This window comes from Marivita sp. S2033 (assembly GCF_046592965.1).
Lineage (GTDB): Bacteria > Pseudomonadota > Alphaproteobacteria > Rhodobacterales > Rhodobacteraceae > Marivita.
Window position 1 is genome coordinate 793,515 of record NZ_JBISBV010000001.1, and the last position, 20,980, is coordinate 814,494.

A 20,980-nucleotide genomic window follows, 5' to 3' on the forward strand; every position below is an offset into this window, starting at 1 on the left:
CTCCTGAGTTTCGTCTCATGAGGTCAATGCCCGGCGCGCCGGAAAGTTCAGTTCACAGCTTCGCGAATGGCGCGCATATTGTCGCCATAGGGCGCAGGGTTTTCGACCGACCCGCCTTTGAAGACGGCCGAACCGGCAACCAGAACGTCGGCCCCTGCGGCGACGACCAAAGGTGCGGTTCTGGGATCGACGCCGCCATCCACTTCGATATGGACCTCGCGATCCCCGATCATTTCTCGCAACTCGCTGACTTTCTGAACACAGGGGTGAATGAAGCTCTGGCCGCCAAAGCCGGGGTTCACGGTCATCACGCAGATCATATCGACCAGATCGAGCAGGGGCGCTGCCGCTTCGGCTGGTGTGCCGGGGTTGAGCGCCAGTCCTGCCTTGGCTCCGCTGGCCCGGATCGCTTGCAATGTACGGTGGATATGGGGGCCGGCCTCGACATGGGCGGTGATGATGTCGGCACCTGCATCTGCGAACGCCTCGATATACGGATCGACAGGCGCGATCATCAGGTGAACGTCCATAAGCGTCTTGATATGGGGCCGAATGGCGGCGCAGGTCGCGGGACCGAACGTGATGTTGGGCACAAAATGGCCGTCCATGACATCGACGTGTATCCAGTCCGCGCCCTGCGCTTCGACCGCTTGGATCTCGGCACCGAAATTGGCGAAGTCGGAGGCGAGGATGGATGGGGCGATCTTAACCGAACGGTCGAATGTCATTGTGGCGGCTCCAATGTGATTGATGCGGTGTTAATATCCGGCGTCGCGATCGACAAGATGCAGCAGCGGTTCGCCAGCCTCGGAGCGGCGGATGTTCTCGACCACTGCGCGCGCCGCACTCGGCGGGCGGGTCTGCGAGGCGATGTGCGGCGTGACCGTGACGCTTGGGTGCGACCAGAACGGATGATCGCGTGGCAACGGTTCGGTGCGAAACACATCAAGCGTTGCATGCGCCACCTGTCCGCTGTCGAGCGCGTCAAGCAGAGCGCTGTCGTCGATCAGTGGCCCACGTCCGGGGTTTAGGACGAACGCACCGTGCGGCAATAGCGCGAGTGTTTCAGCATTCAGCGTATTTTGCGTGGCAGGTGTGTCCGGCAATAGCAGGATCACGATCTGCGAATTGCGCAGGGTTTCCCTCAGGCCGTCCGCACCGTGCAGGCACGTGATCCCGTCCACGGATTTGGCGGTGCGCGACCATCCGGTGACCGGAAAGCCAAGCCGCGAGAGCGCCTGTCCGCAGGCGGTGCCAAGTTCGCCCAGCCCCAGTATTCCGACCGGACGATCGGCCGAAACCGGTGGCGCCTTGGCCGACCATTGGTGATCCGGATTGACGATATGTGCGTCCATTCCAAGATGATGTCGCAACGCGTGGCCCGTGACCCACTCCACCATACCTTGCGTCAGGCCGGCATCATCGACCATGCGCGCAAAGGGCACGGTGAGGGTCGGATTGCCAACCGCGTCTTCGACGCCTGCCCAAAGGTTCAGAACCGCTTTCAGCCGGGTGAAGGGCGTGAAATCCTGAACCTCGGAGTTGGGCGCATAGATGATGTAATCAACGCTGTCGGCCGGCAAGTCGGTCGCCAATCTATAGTCCAGCCCGGTATCGTTCAGCGCGTTGCGCAGCGGGGTTTCGTAGTCCGCCCAACGCGTTGCGTGGGCGGCGAAAAGAATGTTGACGGACATGGATTACCTCGCGCGGTGGATATGAGCGCTTTGTACAAGGCCGAACGCGATCATCAAGACCAGCATCGCCGATCCGCCATAACTCACCAGAGGCAGAGGGACACCCACGACAGGGGCCAGGCCCATCACCATCGACATGTTGACGGCAAAGTACAAAAAGAACGTGACGCCGATGCCGAGGATCAGCAGGGATGAGTAGCGGTCGCGGTTTTGCAGGGCGGCGATGATGCAGAAGATCAGGATCAGAACATAAAGCAGCAGCAGTGAAATGCCGCCGATGAACCCGAATTCCTCGGCCAGTGTGTTGAAAATGAAATCCGTGTGTTTCTCTGGCAAGAAATTCAGACGCGATTGGGTGCCTTGCATGAAACCGCGCCCGGTCCAGCCGCCCGATCCCATCGCAATCTTGGCTTGGGTGATGTGATAGCCCGCGCCAAGCGGGTCTGAACTCGGATCGAGGAACGTGTCGATGCGGCGGAACTGATATTCCTTGAGCAATTGCCAATCCGTGCCACGGCTTAGGAAGATGGCATAGATGCCGCCGGTTCCTGCGGCGATCACGGTTGCGAAATACGCCCAGTGTACGCCGGCGAGAAACATCATCAATCCGCCCCCGGCAACGAGCAATATGGCGGTGCCGAGATCGGGTTGCGTCAGCACCATGAAGGTGGGCAACAGGATGATGAAGATCGGCAAGAGCACCCAGAACGGGTGCGAGGTTTTACGCATCGGCAGCCAGTCGTAATACGCCGCAAGCACCATCACCATGGCGACTTTCATCAATTCGGACGGTTGCAGGCGCATGAACCCAAGGTCGATCCAGCGCTGTGCGCCCATCCCGACAGAGCCGAAGAACTCGACCGCGACCAGCAAACCCAGCGCGATGAGATAGGCCATGACGGACATGTTGCGCCAGAACCAGATCGGCACCATCGCCACGATGAACATAAGCGCCACGCCAAGCGCAAAGCGTTTGATCTGCGGTTCGGCCCAGGGTGTCATCGACCCGCCAGCAACCGAGTAGAGCATCAGGAAACCGACACCGGCAATCGCGGCCAGAAGGGCCACCAGAGGCCAGTTGATGAACAACATCTTGCGCCATCCCGCCGGAACGGTCTTGACGGTATATTCAAGATAACTCATGCCCGGCTGTTTCCGTCCGGGTGATTGGCTTGCAGGATCTTCTGCAACCGATCCTGCTGGCTTTGAATGCGCTCCCGATCGCCAGAGGGGTATGCCTCGAGTGGGGGAGTGTCGCCATAAAGTGCCTGCAACGTGATGTCCCGGGCGATCGGAGCGGCCGCTGCAGATCCGCCGCCACCGTGTTCGACAACGACGGACACGGAAATCCGGGGCGCTTCATAGGGGGCGTAATTCACGAACAAGGCATGGTCGCGCCGGTTCCACGGCAGATCCTCGTTGCGGGTCACGCCGCGCGCACGCTCGGCAGGCGTGATGTTGCGGACCTGGCTGGTGCCGGTCTTGCCGGCCATGCGGTAGGCGTCTTCGATGATGCGAGAGCGATAGGCCGTGCCGCGCCGGTTGTTGCTGACGGCGAACATGGCACGTCGGATCTGGCGCAGGTGGTTCTCGTTGAAGCCGAGATCGTCGCCGCCCGCTAGCGCCTGATCGGTGCCGTCGATGTGACGCACCAAGCGTGGAGTGACTGACCTTCCGGTCGCCAGACGCGCGGTCATCACCGCTTGCTGCAACGGCGAGCTGAGCACGAAACCCTGGCCGATCGAAGCGTTCACCGTATCGCCGATCACCCACGCCTTGCCGCGTTCGCGCAGCTTCCAATCCTTGTTGGGGATCAGGCCATCGGTGACAGCAGACATGCCGATGCTGAACGCCTGACCGAGGCCGAGCCGCTGCGCGGTTTCGGCAATGCGTTCGATGCCGACCTTGAGCGCGAGGTCGTAGTAATACACGTCACAGCTTTCGCGCAGCGATTGCTCGAGGTTCATGTGGCCGTGGCCCGCGCGTTTCCAGCAGTGAAAACGTCGTCCGCCCACCTTGAGGTGTCCGGGGCACCAGACGGTTTCGTCCGGCGCGACCACTCCGGCGTCAAGCGCCGCAAGTGCCGTGACCATCTTGAAGGTCGAGCCGGGCGGATACGCGTCCTGCACGGTTTTCGATGCCAGCGGGCGGTGGTCGTTTTCGCGAAGCACGCTGTAATCGGCCACCGAAATGCCGCGTACGAACTTGTTGGGATCGTATGAGGGCGAAGACGCGATGCCCAGCAGATCGCCATTGGTCACGTCCATCACCACGACCGACGCGCTTTCCTCGCCCAGTCGCGCCTGGATGTAGCTTTGCAAATTGCTGTCGACGGTCAACTGCATGTCCAGACCCGGTGTGCCTTCGCGGCGGTCAAGCTCTCGCATGACACGGCCGACGGCGTTCACCTCGACGCGCTTGGCTCCGGCGCGACCGCGCAGCTTTTCTTCGTGCCGCGCCTCGATCCCGACCTTGCCGATCTGGAATCGCGGGATGCGCAGAACCGGATCGGGCGCGTCATAGCGCGCCAGATCCCGCTCACTGACCGGGCCGACATAACCGACCACATGTGCGAAATCGCCACGCCGCGGATAGACACGCGACAAGCCGACCTCGGGCGTGACGCCGGGCAGGGCCGGGGCATTGACGGCGACACGGCTGATGTCTTGCCAGGATACACGTTCAGCCACCGTGACCGGCAGGAACGGCGCGCTGCGCTGCATCTCAAGCAGGGCGCGGTTCAATTCGACTTCGTCAAGTTCCACAAGCGAGGACAGACGCGCGATCACGTCATCCACATTGCCTGCATCTTCGCGCACCATCGTGATGCGGTAGGACGGCGCATTTCCGGCGAGAATGACACCGTTGCGATCAAAGATCTGGCCGCGGCTCGGGGGGATCAGCCGGATGTTGATCCTGTTTTCTTCGGCGAGAAGGCGAAATTCGTCGGCTTGATCAACCTGCAAGTGCTGCATGCGCAGGCCCAAAGCCCCAGCAAACGCCAGTTGCGCACCGCCAAGGATCACCCCGCGACGCGAGATTTTGCGGATGCTTTCCGCGGTGTCTTTTGGCGCACGCCTCATATCGCCCGTCCCAATCGGTCCACATCGCCCGGTGCGGCACGGCGTACGCCGAACAGCACATAGGACACACCGACGACCACTGGATAAAACGCGACCGTCGCCGCCACCTGTATCACGCTCAGCGTCAGCGTGCCCGGCGCCAGAATAAGCACCATCATCACCGTGCGATAGAGGGCGGTAATCACAATGAGGACACCGGCGAAGGTCAGCCACTCCAGCACGAACGTGGTTTCCCGGTCGCGCCGGTCGCGCGATTTCAGCCACTCGGCGGCACAGACAACCAGAACCGACCAAAGGCCCGGCGGGCGCTGTAGCAACATATCGGCCAAGAGCATCACGATCGCGATCAAGAGGATCGGCACATAGTCCGGGCGCCGCACGGCCCAGGCGAACGTCATCGCGACCAGAATGTCAGGCGCGGCCCAGCGGCTCGGGCTGAGATCGAGCGGCAGAAGGTGAAAGAACAGGATGACCAGCGCAATCAGCACGAACAGCGCCCGCATGCCCCAGATTCGCAAGAGTCCGGTATCCATCATTGGCCGATACTTTCCGCGTCCGCGTCCGCGTCCGCAGGCGGCGTTTCGGCGACCGGCATAGCGGTTTGCCCCGGTGGCACTGCGGGAAGGATCAGAGCCGAGGGGTTCGACACCCGCCGCGATCCGTGATCCCGCAGCACGCGCAGGAATTCGAGCCGTTCGTAATCCGCTGCCAGACGGGTGCGCAGGCGGCCACCGGGGTCTTGGGCCACTTGCCCGATCAGCAGACCGGGCGGAAACACCTCTCCGTCGCCCGATGTCACGATCCGGTCACCGGGGCGTACCTGATCGGGCTCTTCGAGAAAGTCGATGGGGGGCGCGGAGGTATTGTCGCCCACAATCAGTGCCCGTTGGCCGGAGGGCTGGATCGTCGCGGGAATGCGGCTTGTGGCGTCGGTCAGCATGATGACGCGGCTGGTGTTGGACCCGACACCCGAGATGCGACCCACCAACCCGGTGCCGTCCATCGTAGCCCATCCGTCGACGATCCCGTCACGGGAGCCGACATTGATGAGAACGGATTGGCGGAATGGCGACCCGCTGTCGGCCAGCACAACGCCGGTGATATAGGTCAGCCGTGGATCGAGCCGCACGTTGTTCAGATCGCGCAGCTTGGCGTTCTCTTGCTCAAGTTGCAGCGCCGCTTCTTTCCACGCGGTCATCTGTCGCAACTCGCGGCGTAATTCCTGGTTCTGTTCGTAAATCCTGTTGTAGCTTTGAAAATCGCGCGCGATGTTGACGCCTGCCGTGACAGGGGCCATCGCCCAGTCAAAGCTGGGGATCACCGTGTCGATCACCATGGCGCGAAACCTTTCGACGCGCGGGCTGTCGATGCGCCAGACAAAGAACAAACCCAGCAGGCACAACACAACAACCGCCAAAAGCAAGCGCTTGAGCGGAGTGGTGTAGGCTTCGCTGCTGGTGCGGTCCTTGGCCAAGTATCCCCTTTCCCCACAAAAGGGTGGTCGGATCAGCTGTCGTAGTCAATCGCGTGGCGCAGCTGCTTCTCGTATTCCAGCGCCTTGCCGGTGCCGAGTGCAACGCAGTTCAGGCTCTCATCGGCAATCGAGACCGCCAATCCGGTCTGTTCGCGCAATGCCAGATCGAGATCGCCCAACAGCGCACCGCCACCGGTCAGCATCACACCACGATCAACGATGTCAGCCGCGAGATCGGGCGGCGTGGCCTCCAGCGCGGTCATGACAGCTTCGCAAATCTGCTGCACGGGTTCGGACAGGGCTTCGGCGATCTGCGCCTGACTGACTTCGGTTTCCTTGGGCACACCGTTCAAAAGGTCGCGGCCTCGAATTTGCATCGAGGCGCCGCGCCCGTCATCGGGCATGCGCGCGGTGCCGATCGAGGTTTTGATCCGCTCCGCTGTTGAGTCTCCGACCAGAAGGTTTTGCTGGCGGCGCAGATAGTTGATGATCGCTTCGTCCATCCGGTCGCCCCCCACGCGGACCGAGCGGGCGTAGACGATGTCGCCAAGGCTCAATACCGCCACTTCGGTGGTGCCGCCGCCGATATCGACAACCATGTTGCCGGTCGGGTCGGTGATCGGCATCCCCGCACCGATGGCGGCAGCGATCGGTTCGGCGATCAAGCCGGCCTTGCGCGCTCCTGCCGACAGAACCGACTGCCGGATGGCGCGCTTTTCCACCGGCGTTGCGCCATGCGGAACGCAGACGATGACCTTCGGCTTGGAAAAGGTCGAGCGGCGATGCACCTTGCGGATGAAGTGTTTGATCATCTCTTCGGCGACGTCGAAGTCGGCAATCACGCCTTCGCGCATCGGTCGGATCGCCTCGATGGAACCGGGTGTCCGGCCCAGCATCAGCTTGGCGTCTTCGCCCACCGCGAGCACTTTTTTCTGCCCGTCCTTGATATGGTAGGCGACCACCGAAGGTTCCGAGAGCACCACTCCGCGCCCTTTGACGTAGATCAGCGTGTTGGCTGTCCCAAGGTCAATGGCCATGTCCGATGAAAACATGCCCAATAGTTTGTCCAATCCCAACATGACCGCCCTGCCTTAGAAAATAAGTCTTTGGCCCGCGACTCTGTGAGCGCAAGCCGAGGGTCTTATAGGAGTGGTTGCGAGGCTGCGAAAGGGCTTGTTCGTGCTTTGCCAGCATGAATTCGCCGCAGCCCGCAAGATGCAACCACGCAAGCGATCCAGGTCGTGCCCGCAATGCCGCACTGATTTCGGCAACCAGCAAGCCCGTTGGCCTGGTCTTGGATGCGGTGCAGCTGGCGTTCGCTTCACCAAACAATCGGTCAGGCTCTGTCGGTTTTATGCAATCAGGAGTCGGACACGCCATAGGTTGCGCGAGCTTTTGAGACATACAGTCGGCACGTAACCTAAGCCGGAGTCTGCCCCGATGAAAACCCATGTAAAAGCACTTGTCGTCGGTGGCGGTGCGGTCGGCACCTCGATCGCCTATCATCTGGCCGGCGCCGGATGGGACGACGTCGTGCTGCTGGAGCGCGATGAGTTGACCAGTGGCAGCACATGGCATGCCGCAGGGCTGCTTCCGTATTTCAACATGTCCTATGCCACGACGCATATCCATGACTATTCCATCAAATACTACAAGACGCTTGAAGAGGAGACCGGGCTGAACGCGGGGTTCTCGGTGGTAGGCAACCTGCGCATGGCGCAATCCTCGGCGCGGATGGACGAATATATGCTCTATGCGTCCACGGCCGAGACATGTGGCGTGCCGTTCGAGTGGCTGACGCCCGCCCAGATCAAGGAGCGCTATCCGTTGCTGCGTACCGACGATCTGGTTGGCGCGATCTTTCATCCGACGGATGGCTATATAAACCCCGCCGACGTGACAATGGCGATGGCCAAGGGCGCGCGGCAGCGCGGCGTGAAGATCGAGCGAAAATGGCAGGTGGATTCCTACCACTGGACCGGCGATCATTGGGACGTGACGGTTACCAAGATGGTCGAAAAGGGGGGCAACCTTGTTCCCTCCGACGAGCAGATGGTGATCCACGCCGAGCATGTTGTGACCGCCACCGGCAACCACGCGCAGCGCACGGCGAAACTGCTGGGCCTCAAGATTCCGGCGATTCCGGTGGAACATCAGTACATTGTCACTGAACCCGATCCAGCGCTGGTCGATTGGCGCAAGGCGGGTAATCCCGAACACCCCGTCCTGCGCGACGCTGACGCCAAGTGGTATGTGCGCGAAGAGCGGGGCGGCTGGATCCTTGGCCCTTATGAGCGCAACGCACCCGCGCGGTTTGAATACAACGTGCCCGACAGCTTCCGCGCTGATCTGTTCCCGCTTGATCTGGAACGGATCGAAGAGGAATACATGAGCATGATCCACCGCATTCCGACCTCGGAAACCGTGGGTCTGAAGGACGATTTCAACGGGCCGATCTGTTACACGCCGGACGGCAACCCGCTGCTTGGGCCTGCTCCGGGACTGCGCAACATGTGGCTTGCGGAAGGGTTTTCCTTCGGCATCACGGCGGCGGGCGGTGCCGGATATTACCTTGCGCAGTTGATGGTCGAGGGGGAGGCAGAGATCGACATGGCGTCGCTCGATCCCAAACGTTACGGATCCTGGATGACCACCGAGTACGCCGCGCGCAAGAACGAGGAGGCGTATGAACATGTCTACATCCTGCACCACCCCGATGAGGAGCGGCCCGCCTGCCGTCCGCTTCGTACGGCGCCAGCGTACGACAGGCAAAAGGCGCTCGGCGCGCAATTCGGTTGCGTGAACGGGTGGGAGCGTCCGAATTACTACGGGCCGCTCGATGCGCCCGAGACCTTTGATCACGACGCGCGGTCGTTCCGGCGCGGCGCATGGTGGCCTCATGCGGTCGAGGAGGCGAAGGCAATCCGCGAGGGCGTTGGCCTGATCGACGCGACGGCCTTTACCAAGCATGTGGTCAAGGGGCCGGGTGCGACGGCGTTCCTCGACTGGTTCACCTGCAACAGGTTGCCTAGAGTGGGGCGGATCAACCTGACCTATGCGCTGACCGACCACGGCACGACGCGCACGGAATACACCATCGTGCGGCTGGACGAGGACGAATACTACCTGGTCAGCGCCGGAGCGTGGACGGCCTACGATTCGGATTACCTGCGCAAATCCGCCGAGGATAAGGCGGCGGAGTTCGGCTATATCGAGATACAGGATGTGACGACGCAGTGGGGCGTGTTTGCCATTGCCGGTCCGAAATCGCGCGATGTCTTGCGCGAGATCGTCAAGGATGCGGACCCCGCAACAGTGCTGGGCAACAAGCGCTTTCCATGGCTGAGTTGCCGCGACATCGAACTCGGGATGTGCCCGGTGCGGGCGATCCGGGTGGCCTATACAGGCGAATTGGGATGGGAATTGCATCATCCGATCGAGATGCAGGCGTATCTTTGGGATCAGTTGATGGTCGCGGGTGCCAAGCATGACATGAAGCTGGTCGGCGCACGGGCTCAGAACTGGTTGCGGCAGGAAAAGTCCTACCGTGCCTTTGGCAACGAGCTTGGCCGCGATGCGACGCCGCTGGAAGCGGACCTGCCGCGCTTTGTCGATCTCTCAAAGCGCTTCCACGGTAAGGAGGCGATGGAGTCGCTCGGCATTCGCTCGAAATGTTGCACCTTGCTGATTGACGGGCCGAACGATGCCGATCCGTGGGGCCGCGAGGCGCTTTACGACGGTGACACGCGGGTGGGCCGCTTGACGTCTGGCGGCTACTCGGTGGCGTTCGGGAAGAGCATCGGCATGGGGTATCTACGACCGGACCTGGCGGTTCCGGGGGTGAAATTGCAGGTCAGGATGTTTGGTGAGCTTTGGGACGCCGAAGTGGTGGAGGACAGTCCCTATGATCCGAAGAACGAGGCAATCCGCGCGGATGGGTGACGTTTGGGGGGCCAGCCCCCCAAGCCCCCCGAGGTATTTTCCAACCGAAGAAGCCGGGACGGTTCAGGACGACAGTTCGTCGAAAACCTCAAGCGCTTTGCCAGCGTACATCAGGCCTGGACCGCCACCCATCTGCACGCAAGTGGCGAGCACGTCGGAAACCTCTTCGCGGGTTGCTCCCAGGCGGATCAGCGCTTCGGTGTGAAACAGGATGCAGGGTTCGCATTTCGTCGCGACCGCGATGCCAAGCGCGACATATTCCTTTTCCTTGAACGACAACGCACTGTCTTTCTTGACGGATTTGCCCAGACCACCGAAGGCGGCGTAGGTGTCGGGAATGGCGGCGTTGAGGGATTTCAGCTGCGTTTTGGCGGCGTCGAGTTTGGCTTTCCAGCTCATGATGTGCTCCTTGGATGAGTTCGCATCGCAAGACCATTTCAGGTGCGGTTGGTCCTTGATGTGGATCAGTCGCGGCGCATGAAAAAGGCCCCGTTCGGTGGGCGAACGAGGCCTTCAGGGCGGCGTCGGGGTTTGGGTCAGCCCAGCACGCGCCGCGCAATCACCTGTGCCTGAATCTCAGCAGCGCCTTCGAAGATATTGAGAATGCGCGCGTCGCACAGGATGCGGCTGATCTTGTATTCCAGGGCGAAACCGTTGCCGCCGTGAATTTGCAGCGCATTATCGGCGGCCGCCCAGGCCACGCGGGCGCCCAGCAGCTTGGCCATGCCAGCTTCGAGGTCGCAACGTCGGCCTTCGTCCTTTTCGCGGGCCGAGAAATAGGTGAGCTGACGCGCCACCATGATCTCGACCGCCATCATCGCCAGTTTGGACGCGACGCGCGGGAAGTTGATGAGCGCCTTGCCGAATTGCTTGCGATCCTGCGCGTAGCTCATGCCTTCGTCCAAGGCCGATTGCGCCACGCCGATGGCACGCGCGGCGGTCTGGATGCGGGCGGATTCAAAGGTTTCCATCAATTGCTTGAAGCCCTTGCCCTGCTCCATGCCCAGAAGGTTTTCGCCCTTCACTTTGAAATCATCGAAGTTGACGGTGTATTCCTTCATGCCGCGATAACCCAGAACCTCGATCTCGCCGCCGGAAATGCCCGGATCCTGCCAAGGAGCCTCGTCGGTGCCGGGTGTCTTTTCGGCCATGAACATCGACAGACCCTTGTAATCGTCGGTATCGGGTACTGTGCGGGCCAGCACCGTCATCACATGGGTGCGCGCGGCGTGGGTGATCCAGGTCTTGTTGCCGTTGAGCAGCCAATCGCCGTTTTCGTCCTGCACGCCCTTGGTGCGCAGCGCACCCAGGTCGGAGCCGGTATTGGGTTCGGTAAAGACGGCGGTGGGCAGAATTTCACCGGACGCGATGCGCGGTAGCCAGTGGGAGCGTTGCTCGTCCGTGCCGCCCGCGATCACCAGTTCGGCGGCGATTTCAGAGCGCGTACCAAGCGAGCCGACGCCGATATAGCCGCGCGACAATTCTTCGGATACAACGCACATCGACGCCTTGGAGAGACCGAAGCCGCCGAGGTTTTCCGGGATCGTCAGACCAAAGACCCCCATCTCGGCCAATTCGTCGATGATCTCTATCGGGATCAGTTCGTCCTTGAGGTGCCATTCGTGCGCGAAGGGTTCGACCTTGTCGACAGAGAAGCGGCGGAATTGCTCTCGGATCATGCCCAGTTCTTCGTCAAGGCCGCAGGCCCCCACCGTCAGTTCGGCGCTGCGTTCCTGCATCAGTTCGACAAGGCGGACACGGGCCTTCTGGGTGTTGCCCTGCTCTGTCAGGCGCATGACTTCGGGCGTCATAAGAACGCGTGCGTCTTCCTGGCTGAGCCCGATATCCTGAAGGCGCACGATCTCGCCTTGGTTCATCTGGATGCCGCCGTAAATCTGCCAGAGGTATTCCCCGAAGGCGATCTGGTGGATCAGTTGCTCGACTTCGCTGAACGTGCCGCTTTCGTTCATGCGCTTGGCCCAGCCCTGCATCTGTCGCAGCGACTCGACATAGGTGGCGAGCCAGGCAAGCCCGTGTGCGGCCGTCTGGTGTTCGTCGATAAGCGCAGCAGAGACGCGGCCGTCCTGCTGGACCAACTCGCGAAGGCGCGTTTTGGCAAGCTCCAGCACGGCATTGGCAGGTTCGACCGCCGCCGCTGTGAGTGTCAGCAGGTCCGGCAGGATCGTGTCATTTGTCAGGGTCATGTCTTGTCCGTCATGGGCCATGCATCGCTTCCTTGTATCGCTTGCGGCATAGATAGCACTTTGCAGGTGCAGCGCAACTTAAATGCTGAAAAAAGGGTTCAGATTGGCGAAAATTGCGCGGACCGATGCCGCGGCGCGGCGTCAGCTTGATAGAATCCGGGCATCTCGCAAGCGACGCGCCCGGATCAAAAAGCGTTCCAGTTCGGCGGGTTAGCCGATGGCGGCGGCCTTCACGTCGTCGTCGATATAGGGCACGTATTGCGCAAAGTTCTCCGCGAACATCTGAACCAGTTTGGAGGCCTGTTCGTCATAGGCCTCTTTGTCGTTCCAGGTGCGGCGCGGATCAAGAAGCATGTCGGGCACGCCCTCGACCATGACCGGCACGTCGAAGCCGAAATTCGGGTCTTTGCGGAACTCGACCTCGGCAAGGCTTCCGTCCAGCGCTGCCGTGAGCAGGGCGCGGGTTGCCTTGATCGGCATCCGCTGGCCGGTGCCGTAGGCGCCGCCGGTCCAGCCGGTGTTGACCAACCAGCAGGTCGCACCGTGGCTGGCGATCTTGTCGCGCAGCAGGTTGCCGTACACCTCGGGCCGGCGCGGCATGAAGGGAGCGCCGAAGCAGGTTGAGAAGGTCGGCTCGGGTTCGGTCACTCCGCGCTCGGTGCCGGCGACTTTGGAGGTGAAGCCGGACAGGAAGTGATACATCGCCTGCGCCGGCGTCAGCCGCGCGATCGGAGGCAGGACGCCGAAAGCATCGCATGTCAGCATGATGATGTTCTTGGGGTGACCACCTAACGCGGTTGATGATGCGTTGGAGATATATTCGAGCGGATAGGCGCTGCGCATGTTGGCGGTCAGGCTGTCGTCGTCGAAATCAAGCTCGAAGGTTTCAGGATCGAACACCATGTTTTCGATCACGGTGCCGAACTTGCGGGTTGTCGCGTAGATCTCGGGTTCGGCATCGGGGGACAGATTGATCGTCTTGGCATAGCACCCACCTTCGAAGTTGAAGGTGCCGCGATCCGACCAGCCGTGTTCGTCGTCGCCGATCAGCGTGCGGTTCGGGTCGGCGGACAACGTGGTCTTGCCGGTGCCCGACAGGCCAAAGAAGATCGCCGTGTCAACGGGGTTTCCGACCGCATGGTTGGCCGAGCAATGCATCGGCATGATGCCTTTTTCCGGCAGCAGGTAATTCAGCAGCGAGAAGATGGCCTTCTTGTTCTCGCCCGCGTATTCGGTGCCCCCGATCAGGATCAGCTTGCGGTCGAAGTTCATCGCGATCACGGTTTCGGAGCGGCAATTGTGCCGTTTGGGATCGGCCTGAAAGGACGGGCAGTTGATGACCGTGAAATCGGCGGTGAAACTGTCGAGATCCTCGCGGTCGGGACGACGCATGAGGTGCCGGATAAACAGGTTCTGCCACGCGAGTTCCTGAATGAAACGCACGTCGATGGCATGTTTAGGATCGGCGCCGCCGACCAGATCCTGCACAAAGAACTCGCGGCCCTTCATATGCTCCAGCATGTCGTTATAGAGCGCATCGAACCCTTCGGGCGACATTTCGCCATTGTTGTCCCACCAGATCGTATCGGCGACGCTCTCGGTCTTGACGACATGCTTGTCCTTGGGGGACCGGCCGGTGAATTTTCCCGTGGTCACAAGGAACGCTCCGCCGTTGCCCAGCGTGCCTTCCTTGCGTTCCAAAGCCGCCTGAATCAGTGCGGGCTCCGTGAGGTTGTAATAGACATTGCCAAGCCCGTTGATCCGCTGATCCTCAAGCCGGAATTCCGGGTTCACCCGTCCAAATGTCATCTGCCAAGCTCCTGTAGCCGCGCAATCTGCGGCGGAATTGTCGAGGGCCGGTGTCTGGCGGCCCACCTGCGACGGCGCGTCGAAGGTATCCGGGTCTTAGCATGAGGCTTCTGAAACTGAACAGGTCGCAAACGCGCAGTTAGCGCAACCAGGTCGGGTTTAGCGCAACCACGGCAGCGCTTCGCTGATGCTTGTGATGCAAATTAGTCATCCGTAAGGACTTTTCGGCCTCAATAGGCAGGAGGTGAGCAAGTGATTCGCAGAATTGAATTGGCGCACCGCAAAAAAGGACGCATAATGGCAGAAAAAACATAATTGAGTGCAGTACAAGGAACACACTTCATGTCGAAAATCGCCCTGGTGGACGATGACAGGAATATCCTGACATCGGTCGCGATCACCCTTGAAGCCGAAGGTTTCGAGGTTGAGACCTACAATGACGGACAGGCCGCATTGGATGCGTTCAACAAGAAAATGCCGGATATGGCTGTCTTTGATATCAAGATGCCTCGCATGGATGGCATGGACCTGCTCCAGCGTGTGCGACAGAAATCAAAGATGCCCGTGATCTTTCTCACCTCCAAGGATGACGAGATTGACGAAGTTCTGGGCCTGCGCATGGGAGCCGACGATTATGTCAAGAAGCCGTTCTCCCAACGCCTTTTGGTAGAACGCATTCGCGCGCTTCTGCGCCGTCAGGATACCATCGCCAACGATGTCGCCGGCGGAGAGGTTGAAGAGGCGAAACTGATGGTGCGTGGCGAGTTGACGATGGACCCGCTGCGTCACTCCGTGTCGTGGAAGGGGCGCGACGTGTCCTTGACGGTCACCGAATTCCTGCTGCTTCAGGCGCTGGCGCAACGCCCCGGTTTCGTCAAATCGCGGGATCAGTTGATGGATGTCGCCTATGACGATCAGGTCTATGTAGACGACCGAACGATAGACAGCCATATCAAGCGTTTGCGCAAGAAAATGCGCACGGTCGATGACGAATTCTCGGCCATTGAGACGCTTTACGGTATTGGTTATCGTTATAACGAAGAGTGACAATGGCATTGGTTGAGGGTGTGGGCATCGGGAAATCCGGGTCGCGCAAAGATGCAGATGTAGTGCTCGGGGACGATTGGATCGCGCCCGACCGAACCGTTGAATCCGAAGTCCGCGACAGCCAGGAGCGGCGCGGACTTTTCTCGCTCAACCGGTCGCCGCTGACGCGCAAGATCATCACCTTCAACCTCGTCGCCCTGAACTTTCTGGTCGCGGGTGTGCTGTTTCTGAATTCCTCCCGCGATACGCTGGCAGAGCAAAAGGCACTGGCGGTCCGGGTCGAGGCGGAACTGATTGCCGACGTGTTCGAAGCAGGGGCGCAAGGCAGCACGACGGTCAATCTGGGCACGGGCGAGGGCATAGATGTGGCCGAAACCCTGGCCGAGATTGATGTACCGGCGGGTGCACGCGTGTTCGTGTTCGACGCGGCGCGGTTCCTCGTGGGCGATATCGGCGGCTCGGATGGCATGAGCCCACCGCTGAGCAGCGCCGAAAAGCCGACGGTGATTTCCGACTTCCTTTTGACGGTCTGGACCAGTGTCTCGTCGGTATTCCGCAGCGAACCGGATTTCGGACCGTTGACACTGGAGGACATCCTGCGCCGCCAGATCGAGGAAACCGACCCGACCCAGACGCGCGTTGATCGCAGCGAAGGACCGGGTGGCGCCACGATCTTTACCGCGCTCAGCCCGATCGAGGTGGAAAGCGGGGTTGCGGGAACCATCGCTCTGGTGCGCTTTGCGCCGGAAATCGACGCCGCTGTGCGCATGGAACGCGAAAATGTGCTTCAGATGTTCGTCATTGCAACACTGGTCTCCATCGGGCTGAGCCTGGTGCTGGCATCGACCATCTCGAACCCCATTTCCAACCTGGCCGACGCCGCCGAAGTCGGCCGGGACCGCAATCGCCGCAACGTCGCGTCGGGGCGCATCCGGATCCCCGATCTGACCGCCCGACCCGACGAGATTGGCCGCCTGTCCGGCGCATTGCGGGGCATGGTCGCGGCACTTTATGATCGAATTGATGCCAACGAACAATTTGCGGCTGATGTTGCGCATGAGATCAAGAACCCGCTTGCGTCGCTGCGGTCTGCAGTGGGCACCCTGAGGGTCGCGCGCCGCCCTGATCAGGTGGATCGTCTGCTTGACGTGATCGACCATGACGTGCGTCGCCTTGACCGTCTGGTGAGCGACATCTCCAACGCATCGCGCCTTGACAGCGAATTGGTCAAGGAAGAAGAAACAGAATTCAACCTGTTGGACATGCTGGGGAATCTGGCCCAATTTCTGGGCGAGGATGCAAAGAAGCGCGGCATCGAGTTCATCACCGATCTGCCGGATCATCCCATTCGGGTGCATGGGCTGGAAGCGCGGCTGGCGCAAGTTTTCGTCAATCTTATCACCAACGCGATCAGCTTTTGCGAGGATGGCGATGCAATCCGCCTTTGGGCGCGCCGCCGTGAAAACCGGGTCCTGATCGTCGTCGAGGATACCGGCCCCGGGATTCCGGACGAGGCGCTGACCAAGATTTTCAAACGCTTCTACTCGCAGCGCCCGGAAGATGATTTCGGCAACAACTCCGGTCTCGGTCTCGCCATCTCGAAACAGATCGTCGAAGCCCATGGCGGCGTGATCTGGGCCGAGAATATCCGCCCAACCGAGGCCGATGCAACGTCCGAGCCGCTTGGTGCCCGGTTTGTCGTTGGTCTGCCGCTGTAATCCCGCGTGACTGCGGACGCTCCACTGACCCTGCATGCCAGCGCCGTTGCCGTCGGGCCGCGCGCAGTCCTAATCACTGGAAAGTCTGGCTCGGGAAAATCCGCGCTTGCACTGGAGATGATGGTGCGCGGGGCAGTGCTTGTCGCGGATGACCACGTCAATCTCGACATTGTGCAAGATCGCGTTCTGTTGCACTGCCCCGACACGATTGCCGGGATGATCGAGGCGCGCGGTATCGGCATCCTGCATTGTGAGCATGTTCCGGCGGCGGAGCTCGCGCTTGTCGTCGATATGGATCAGGTCGAGACAGAGCGGATGCCGCCGCGACGAAACATCACATATCTTAGTAAAACCTTTCCGCTACTTCACAATGTTGCATCGCAGCATTTCGCCGCCGCAATCGTGCAGTATTTAAGAGGCAAAGGCCGCGTCGATGTCGAGCCGTAGCGCCAGATCGAGGACACATGAAACCCCAAACCATCCAGAACCGGATCGTGTTGGTCACTGGCCCGTCGGGTGCCGGGCGGGCAACTGCGATCAATGTTCTGGAGGATCTGGGCTTTGAATCGATAGACAATATTCCGCTGCGGATGATTCCACGCCTGTTTGACGGAGCACCGCTTGGTCATCCGCTCGCGCTGGGAATCGACGTGCGAAACCGTGATTTTTCTCTGTCATTGCTGCTTGATCTGCACCGCGATCTGGTCGCACGGGCCGATGGCACGGTGACGCTGCTCTATCTTGATTGCCGTCCCGACGTTCTGTTGCGGCGCTATTCCGAAACCCGCCGCCGCCATCCTCTGACCCCGCAAGACACGCCGGAAGAGGGCATTGCCCGGGAAATCGCGTTGCTCAAGCCGATTGAGGACCGGGCCGATATCGTCATCGACACATCTCATCTCTCTCCTCACGATCTTAAGGGCGAGCTGCATCAATGGTTTTCGGACAGTTCGATCCAGAAATTGTCGGTGTCGCTGCAATCGTTTTCCTACAAGCGCGGCATTCCCCACGGTGTCGACATGGTGTTTGATTGCCGGTTTCTCAGCAACCCTCATTGGCAGGAGCCCTTGCGCGCCAGGACCGGGCTGGACCCCGAGGTACGCGACTTCGTGATGCGCGACCCGCGCACCGAGCCGTTCGCCCGCCAGATCACCGAAATGCTGGCGTTTCTGCTTCCCGAGATTGAGGCGGAGGGCAAGACGCATCTGTCGGTCGGAATCGGCTGTACCGGCGGGCAACACCGTTCGGTCGTAATGACCGAGCACGTTGCGTCAGCCCTTGCGGACGATGGCTGGCGGGTGTCAATTGTACATAAAGAATTGTCGCGTCGGGGACTCGCGGCATCCGGCGGCCTGTCGTTGCCGGAACGTGGAAGGGCATTAGAGTGATCGGGATCGTGATCGTCGCCCACGGGGGGTTGGCGCAGGAATATCTCGCTGCGGTGGAGCATGTGGTCGGACACCAACCGAGCATGGTTGCCGTGTCGATTGATGCCGATCACAATCGCGACGCCAAGCAAAACGAGATTTGCAACGCCGCCGATCAGGTCGACAAGGGCGAAGGTGTCGTCATCGTGACCGATATGTTCGGCGGTTCGCCGTCGAACCTCAGCCTGCGCGCATGCCATCCTGAAAATCGGCGTATCGTTTACGGTGCAAACCTGCCGTTATTAATCAAATTGGCGAAAAGCCGCGATAAATCCGTGCCTGATGCCGTGCGTGCTGCATTGGACGCGGGTCGAAAATACATTGACAGTCAAGACATTACGCTGGATCAGGGCGCCTGATCACAAGGCTTGGGAGGCCGTCCGCATGTCCGAAACGGCGCAGCGCACATTGAAAATCGTCAACGAGAAAGGCTTGCACGCGCGGGCATCTGCCAAGCTGGTCGAGGTGGTCGAGGGTTTTGATGCAACGGCAGAGGTGCGACGCGACGGAACGACCGCGCCGGGTGACAGCATCATGGGGCTGTTGATGCTTGCGGCCTCAAAGGGCACAACGATCGAGGTGCAGACATACGGCCCCGACGCAGAGCCATTGGCGGCCGCGATCGAGGCGCTTGTGGCGGATTTCTTCGGAGAGGGCCGCTAGAGAGGTTTTTTCGCAGCGCGCCGGTTCGGTCGTCAGGAGACGGCCTAGCGCGTCGGAACCGGAGTCTCGCCGCGATAGTCGTAAAACCCGCGCTTTGTTTTGCGGCCAAGCCAGCCTGCCTCGACATATTTCGTCAACAACGGGCAGGGGCGGTATTTGGTATCGGCAAGCCCATCGTGCAGTACGTTCATGATTGCAAGGCATGTATCGAGCCCGATAAAGTCTGCGAGTTCCAGCGGCCCCATCGGGTGGTTCGCGCCCAACTTCATTGACTGATCGATCGAATTGACGTTGCCGACGCCTTCGTACAGCGTATAGACGGCCTCGTTGATCATCGGCATCAGGATACGATTGACGATGAAGGCCGGGAAATCCTCGGCGGAGGCTGCGGTTTTGCCGAGCTTCTCGACCACGCCCAAGCAGGTCTCGTAGGTGGGTTTGTCGGTCGCGATGCCGCGGATCAATTCGACCAGCTGCATCACCGGCACCGGGTTCATGAAGTGAAACCCCATGAATTTTTCCGGCCTGTCGGTGCGGCTGGCCAGACGGGTGATCGAGATCGAGGAGGTGTTCGAGGTCAGGATCGTATTGTCAGCCAGGTGCGGAAGCAGGCTGTCGAAGATCTTTTGCTTGATCGTTTCTTCTTCTGTTGCCGCTTCGATCACAAGATCGGTCTGCGCCACCTGAGGCAGATCCTTTGAAATCACGATCCGAGCCATTGCCTGATCGCGCTCTTCCTGAGTGATCTTTTCGCGGCTGACCTGACGGTCGAGGTTGCGCTCGATCAACTCGATCGCCTTATTCAGAGCTTCATCGCTGATATCGTTCAACACCACATCGTAACCGGCCAGAGCCATCACATGGGCAATGCCGTTGCCCATTTGGCCGGCACCGACGATTCCGATTGAGTTGACTGCCATTGTTTTCGCTCCGTCCGTTGCGCGGCGACAATGGCGTGTGAGGCGGGGCGCTGCAAGCTGGATCGGCGGATAGATCGAAATTTAGCTTTAGCTTTTTGGGAACCGAATCACCTCAGTCTGATCCGTGGGAAAATAAAAGGGGTTGGGGACATGTCAGTTTCCTCTATGCGCGATCGTTCAATCGATTATGCGCCGTGTCGATATAATGGATCACGGTTGTGGTTTCGCGGGCCGCGCCGTGCGCTGCGCTCGCCATATGTCGCCTGTCTTGGCGGCTGCGAGGTATATGGCAGGTTTCTGAGCCATCCCTGGCCGGCCCAGCTTGGGGCAACACTCACATCGGGGGTGGTCAACCTTGGTGTCGAAAACGCCGGGATTGACGCGTATCTCAATGATCCGGGTGCGCTGGCCACGGCCGCCAATGCGCGCGTTGCGGTGATCCAGTTGACCGGGAGCCACAACACGTCGAACCGATATTATACCGTGCATCCACGTCGCAATGACAGGTTTCTGAAAGCATCGGAATCGCTCAAGGCGCTGTATCCCGAGATGGATTTCACAGAAGTTCACTTTACCCGTCACCTGTTGTCGCGTCTGCGCGCGATCTGCCCAGATCGATTCGAAAGCATCGCTTGCGAGACGCGACAGGCGTGGCAACAGCGGATGCGACAGTTGATCGGCCAATTGAATGGCAAGATCGTTCTGTTGTGGTTCGCACCGAAACGGCTCAGCGCCGCGGATATTGCGGTGGAGGACGGCGAGATCTTTCTTGATCGGCCGACCGTCGATGCGCTTGCTCCGCATGTCCGGGAAATGGTCGAAGTTGTCGTCGACGACTGGAGCGAAGGGCGTTCGGAGATGGTGTTTGCCGAATTGGAGGCCCATTGCGCAGAGCGTCTTCCCGGCCCGGCGGCGCATCGCCAGGCGATGGAAGCTCTTTTGCCGGTGATTGCGCCGCTCGTTCAATAGAAAACGGCGCACCCAAGGGCGCGCCGTTTC

General features: G+C 60.4%; 19 protein-coding genes. 8 read left to right on the forward strand and 11 right to left on the reverse strand.

Annotated elements, in window-relative coordinates; all coding sequences use genetic code 11:
• Nucleotides 1-47: 47 nt before the first annotated feature.
• The 7 genes from rpe to ACGKZZ_RS03860 are packed head-to-tail and all read right to left on the reverse strand — an operon-like array spanning nucleotide 48 to nucleotide 7,330.
• The gene (gene rpe, locus ACGKZZ_RS03830; protein ID WP_411222110.1) at nucleotides 48-728 is read right to left on the reverse strand and encodes a ribulose-phosphate 3-epimerase; all 681 of its coding nucleotides are present in this window, start codon (nucleotides 726-728) and stop codon (nucleotides 48-50) included.
• Between the two features lie 30 nt (nucleotides 729-758).
• A complete protein-coding gene (locus ACGKZZ_RS03835) occupies nucleotides 759-1,694 on the reverse strand; it encodes a 2-hydroxyacid dehydrogenase (protein WP_411222111.1) in 936 nt (311 codons plus the stop codon).
• A gap of 3 nt (nucleotides 1,695-1,697) precedes the next feature.
• Nucleotides 1,698-2,837, reverse strand: a complete 1,140-nt coding sequence (gene rodA / locus ACGKZZ_RS03840) for a rod shape-determining protein RodA (protein ID WP_411222113.1) — start codon at nucleotides 2,835-2,837, stop codon at nucleotides 1,698-1,700.
• On the reverse strand, nucleotides 2,834-4,777 hold the full coding sequence (gene mrdA / locus ACGKZZ_RS03845; RefSeq protein ID WP_411222114.1) for a penicillin-binding protein 2: 1,944 nt from the start codon (nucleotides 4,775-4,777) through the stop codon (nucleotides 2,834-2,836). The genes rodA and mrdA overlap by 4 nt, the downstream gene beginning before the upstream one ends.
• Nucleotides 4,774-5,313, reverse strand: a complete 540-nt coding sequence (locus ACGKZZ_RS03850; RefSeq protein WP_411222115.1) for a rod shape-determining protein MreD — start codon at nucleotides 5,311-5,313, stop codon at nucleotides 4,774-4,776. The genes mrdA and ACGKZZ_RS03850 overlap by 4 nt, the downstream gene beginning before the upstream one ends.
• On the reverse strand, nucleotides 5,310-6,251 hold the full coding sequence (gene mreC, locus ACGKZZ_RS03855) for a rod shape-determining protein MreC (RefSeq protein WP_411222116.1): 942 nt from the start codon (nucleotides 6,249-6,251) through the stop codon (nucleotides 5,310-5,312). Before mreC ends, ACGKZZ_RS03850 begins: the two co-directional genes overlap by 4 nt.
• Nucleotides 6,252-6,283: 32 nt before the next feature.
• On the reverse strand, nucleotides 6,284-7,330 hold the full coding sequence (locus ACGKZZ_RS03860; protein ID WP_411222117.1) for a rod shape-determining protein: 1,047 nt from the start codon (nucleotides 7,328-7,330) through the stop codon (nucleotides 6,284-6,286).
• Between the two features lie 361 nt (nucleotides 7,331-7,691).
• On the opposite strand from ACGKZZ_RS03860, the gene ACGKZZ_RS03865 reads away from it, so the two are divergent.
• Nucleotides 7,692-10,193, forward strand: coding sequence for a GcvT family protein (locus ACGKZZ_RS03865; RefSeq protein ID WP_411222118.1), 2,502 nt, complete (start codon nucleotides 7,692-7,694; stop codon nucleotides 10,191-10,193).
• Between the two features lie 63 nt (nucleotides 10,194-10,256).
• Here ACGKZZ_RS03865 and ACGKZZ_RS03870 read toward each other — a convergent pair whose 3' ends face one another.
• The 3 genes from ACGKZZ_RS03870 to ACGKZZ_RS03880 all read right to left on the reverse strand — a co-directional run bounded on the left by ACGKZZ_RS03870 (nucleotide 10,257) and on the right by ACGKZZ_RS03880 (nucleotide 14,206).
• Nucleotides 10,257-10,592, reverse strand: a complete 336-nt coding sequence (locus tag ACGKZZ_RS03870; protein WP_411222119.1) for a carboxymuconolactone decarboxylase family protein — start codon at nucleotides 10,590-10,592, stop codon at nucleotides 10,257-10,259.
• A gap of 137 nt (nucleotides 10,593-10,729) precedes the next feature.
• The gene (locus ACGKZZ_RS03875; RefSeq protein WP_411222120.1) at nucleotides 10,730-12,418 is read right to left on the reverse strand and encodes an acyl-CoA dehydrogenase family protein; all 1,689 of its coding nucleotides are present in this window, start codon (nucleotides 12,416-12,418) and stop codon (nucleotides 10,730-10,732) included.
• Nucleotides 12,419-12,607: 189 nt separating this feature from the next.
• A complete protein-coding gene (locus ACGKZZ_RS03880) occupies nucleotides 12,608-14,206 on the reverse strand; it encodes a phosphoenolpyruvate carboxykinase (RefSeq protein WP_411222121.1) in 1,599 nt (532 codons plus the stop codon).
• A 342-nt stretch (nucleotides 14,207-14,548) separates the two neighbouring features.
• Here ACGKZZ_RS03880 and ACGKZZ_RS03885 point away from each other — a divergent pair, with 342 nt between their 5' ends.
• The 6 genes from ACGKZZ_RS03885 to ACGKZZ_RS03910 are packed head-to-tail and all read left to right on the forward strand — an operon-like array spanning nucleotide 14,549 to nucleotide 19,061.
• The gene (locus ACGKZZ_RS03885) at nucleotides 14,549-15,253 is read left to right on the forward strand and encodes a response regulator transcription factor (RefSeq protein ID WP_411222122.1); all 705 of its coding nucleotides are present in this window, start codon (nucleotides 14,549-14,551) and stop codon (nucleotides 15,251-15,253) included.
• 2 nt (nucleotides 15,254-15,255) lie between these two features.
• Nucleotides 15,256-16,971 (forward strand): ATP-binding protein, encoded by a 1,716-nt coding sequence (locus ACGKZZ_RS03890; protein ID WP_411222123.1) that lies wholly within the window; start codon nucleotides 15,256-15,258, stop codon nucleotides 16,969-16,971.
• Between the two features lie 6 nt (nucleotides 16,972-16,977).
• On the forward strand, nucleotides 16,978-17,418 hold the full coding sequence (locus ACGKZZ_RS03895) for an HPr kinase/phosphorylase (RefSeq protein WP_411222124.1): 441 nt from the start codon (nucleotides 16,978-16,980) through the stop codon (nucleotides 17,416-17,418).
• 17 nt (nucleotides 17,419-17,435) lie between these two features.
• Nucleotides 17,436-18,359 (forward strand): RNase adapter RapZ, encoded by a 924-nt coding sequence (rapZ, locus tag ACGKZZ_RS03900; RefSeq protein ID WP_411222125.1) that lies wholly within the window; start codon nucleotides 17,436-17,438, stop codon nucleotides 18,357-18,359.
• Nucleotides 18,356-18,757, forward strand: a complete 402-nt coding sequence (locus ACGKZZ_RS03905) for a PTS sugar transporter subunit IIA (protein WP_411222126.1) — start codon at nucleotides 18,356-18,358, stop codon at nucleotides 18,755-18,757. Before rapZ ends, ACGKZZ_RS03905 begins: the two co-directional genes overlap by 4 nt.
• A 25-nt stretch (nucleotides 18,758-18,782) precedes the next feature.
• Nucleotides 18,783-19,061, forward strand: coding sequence for an HPr family phosphocarrier protein (locus tag ACGKZZ_RS03910; RefSeq protein ID WP_411222127.1), 279 nt, complete (start codon nucleotides 18,783-18,785; stop codon nucleotides 19,059-19,061).
• 44 nt (nucleotides 19,062-19,105) lie between these two features.
• On the opposite strand, the gene ACGKZZ_RS03915 is transcribed toward ACGKZZ_RS03910, so the two are convergent.
• Nucleotides 19,106-19,981: a 3-hydroxybutyryl-CoA dehydrogenase gene (locus tag ACGKZZ_RS03915; RefSeq protein WP_411222128.1), complete on the reverse strand. Its 876-nt coding sequence runs from the start codon at nucleotides 19,979-19,981 to the stop codon at nucleotides 19,106-19,108.
• 150 nt (nucleotides 19,982-20,131) lie between these two features.
• Here ACGKZZ_RS03915 and ACGKZZ_RS03920 point away from each other — a divergent pair, with 150 nt between their 5' ends.
• A complete protein-coding gene (locus tag ACGKZZ_RS03920) occupies nucleotides 20,132-20,950 on the forward strand; it encodes a DUF6473 family protein (RefSeq protein ID WP_411222129.1) in 819 nt (272 codons plus the stop codon).
• The last annotated feature ends 30 nt before the right edge of the window (nucleotides 20,951-20,980 follow it).

Excerpts from the sequence above, each read along its gene's own strand:
- ACGKZZ_RS03880 (WP_411222121.1), bottom strand. The coding sequence starts at position 14,206 with ATGACATTTGGACGGGTGAACCCGGAATTCCGGCTTGAGGATCAGCGG.
- ACGKZZ_RS03915 (WP_411222128.1), bottom strand. The coding sequence starts at position 19,981 with ATGGCAGTCAACTCAATCGGAATCGTCGGTGCCGGCCAAATGGGCAAC.
- ACGKZZ_RS03860 (WP_411222117.1), bottom strand. The coding sequence starts at position 7,330 with ATGTTGGGATTGGACAAACTATTGGGCATGTTTTCATCGGACATGGCC.
- rodA (WP_411222113.1), bottom strand. The coding sequence starts at position 2,837 with ATGAGTTATCTTGAATATACCGTCAAGACCGTTCCGGCGGGATGGCGC.
- ACGKZZ_RS03850 (WP_411222115.1), bottom strand. The coding sequence starts at position 5,313 with ATGATGGATACCGGACTCTTGCGAATCTGGGGCATGCGGGCGCTGTTC.
- ACGKZZ_RS03920 (WP_411222129.1), top strand. The coding sequence starts at position 20,132 with ATGTCAGTTTCCTCTATGCGCGATCGTTCAATCGATTATGCGCCGTGT.
- ACGKZZ_RS03885 (WP_411222122.1), top strand. The coding sequence starts at position 14,549 with ATGTCGAAAATCGCCCTGGTGGACGATGACAGGAATATCCTGACATCG.
- rapZ (WP_411222125.1), top strand. The coding sequence starts at position 17,436 with ATGAAACCCCAAACCATCCAGAACCGGATCGTGTTGGTCACTGGCCCG.
- ACGKZZ_RS03865 (WP_411222118.1), top strand. The coding sequence starts at position 7,692 with ATGAAAACCCATGTAAAAGCACTTGTCGTCGGTGGCGGTGCGGTCGGC.
- ACGKZZ_RS03910 (WP_411222127.1), top strand. The coding sequence starts at position 18,783 with ATGTCCGAAACGGCGCAGCGCACATTGAAAATCGTCAACGAGAAAGGC.
- ACGKZZ_RS03835 (WP_411222111.1), bottom strand. The coding sequence starts at position 1,694 with ATGTCCGTCAACATTCTTTTCGCCGCCCACGCAACGCGTTGGGCGGAC.
- ACGKZZ_RS03875 (WP_411222120.1), bottom strand. The coding sequence starts at position 12,418 with ATGGCCCATGACGGACAAGACATGACCCTGACAAATGACACGATCCTG.
- rpe (WP_411222110.1), bottom strand. The coding sequence starts at position 728 with ATGACATTCGACCGTTCGGTTAAGATCGCCCCATCCATCCTCGCCTCC.
- mrdA (WP_411222114.1), bottom strand. The coding sequence starts at position 4,777 with ATGAGGCGTGCGCCAAAAGACACCGCGGAAAGCATCCGCAAAATCTCG.
- ACGKZZ_RS03890 (WP_411222123.1), top strand. The coding sequence starts at position 15,256 with ATGGCATTGGTTGAGGGTGTGGGCATCGGGAAATCCGGGTCGCGCAAA.
- ACGKZZ_RS03870 (WP_411222119.1), bottom strand. The coding sequence starts at position 10,592 with ATGAGCTGGAAAGCCAAACTCGACGCCGCCAAAACGCAGCTGAAATCC.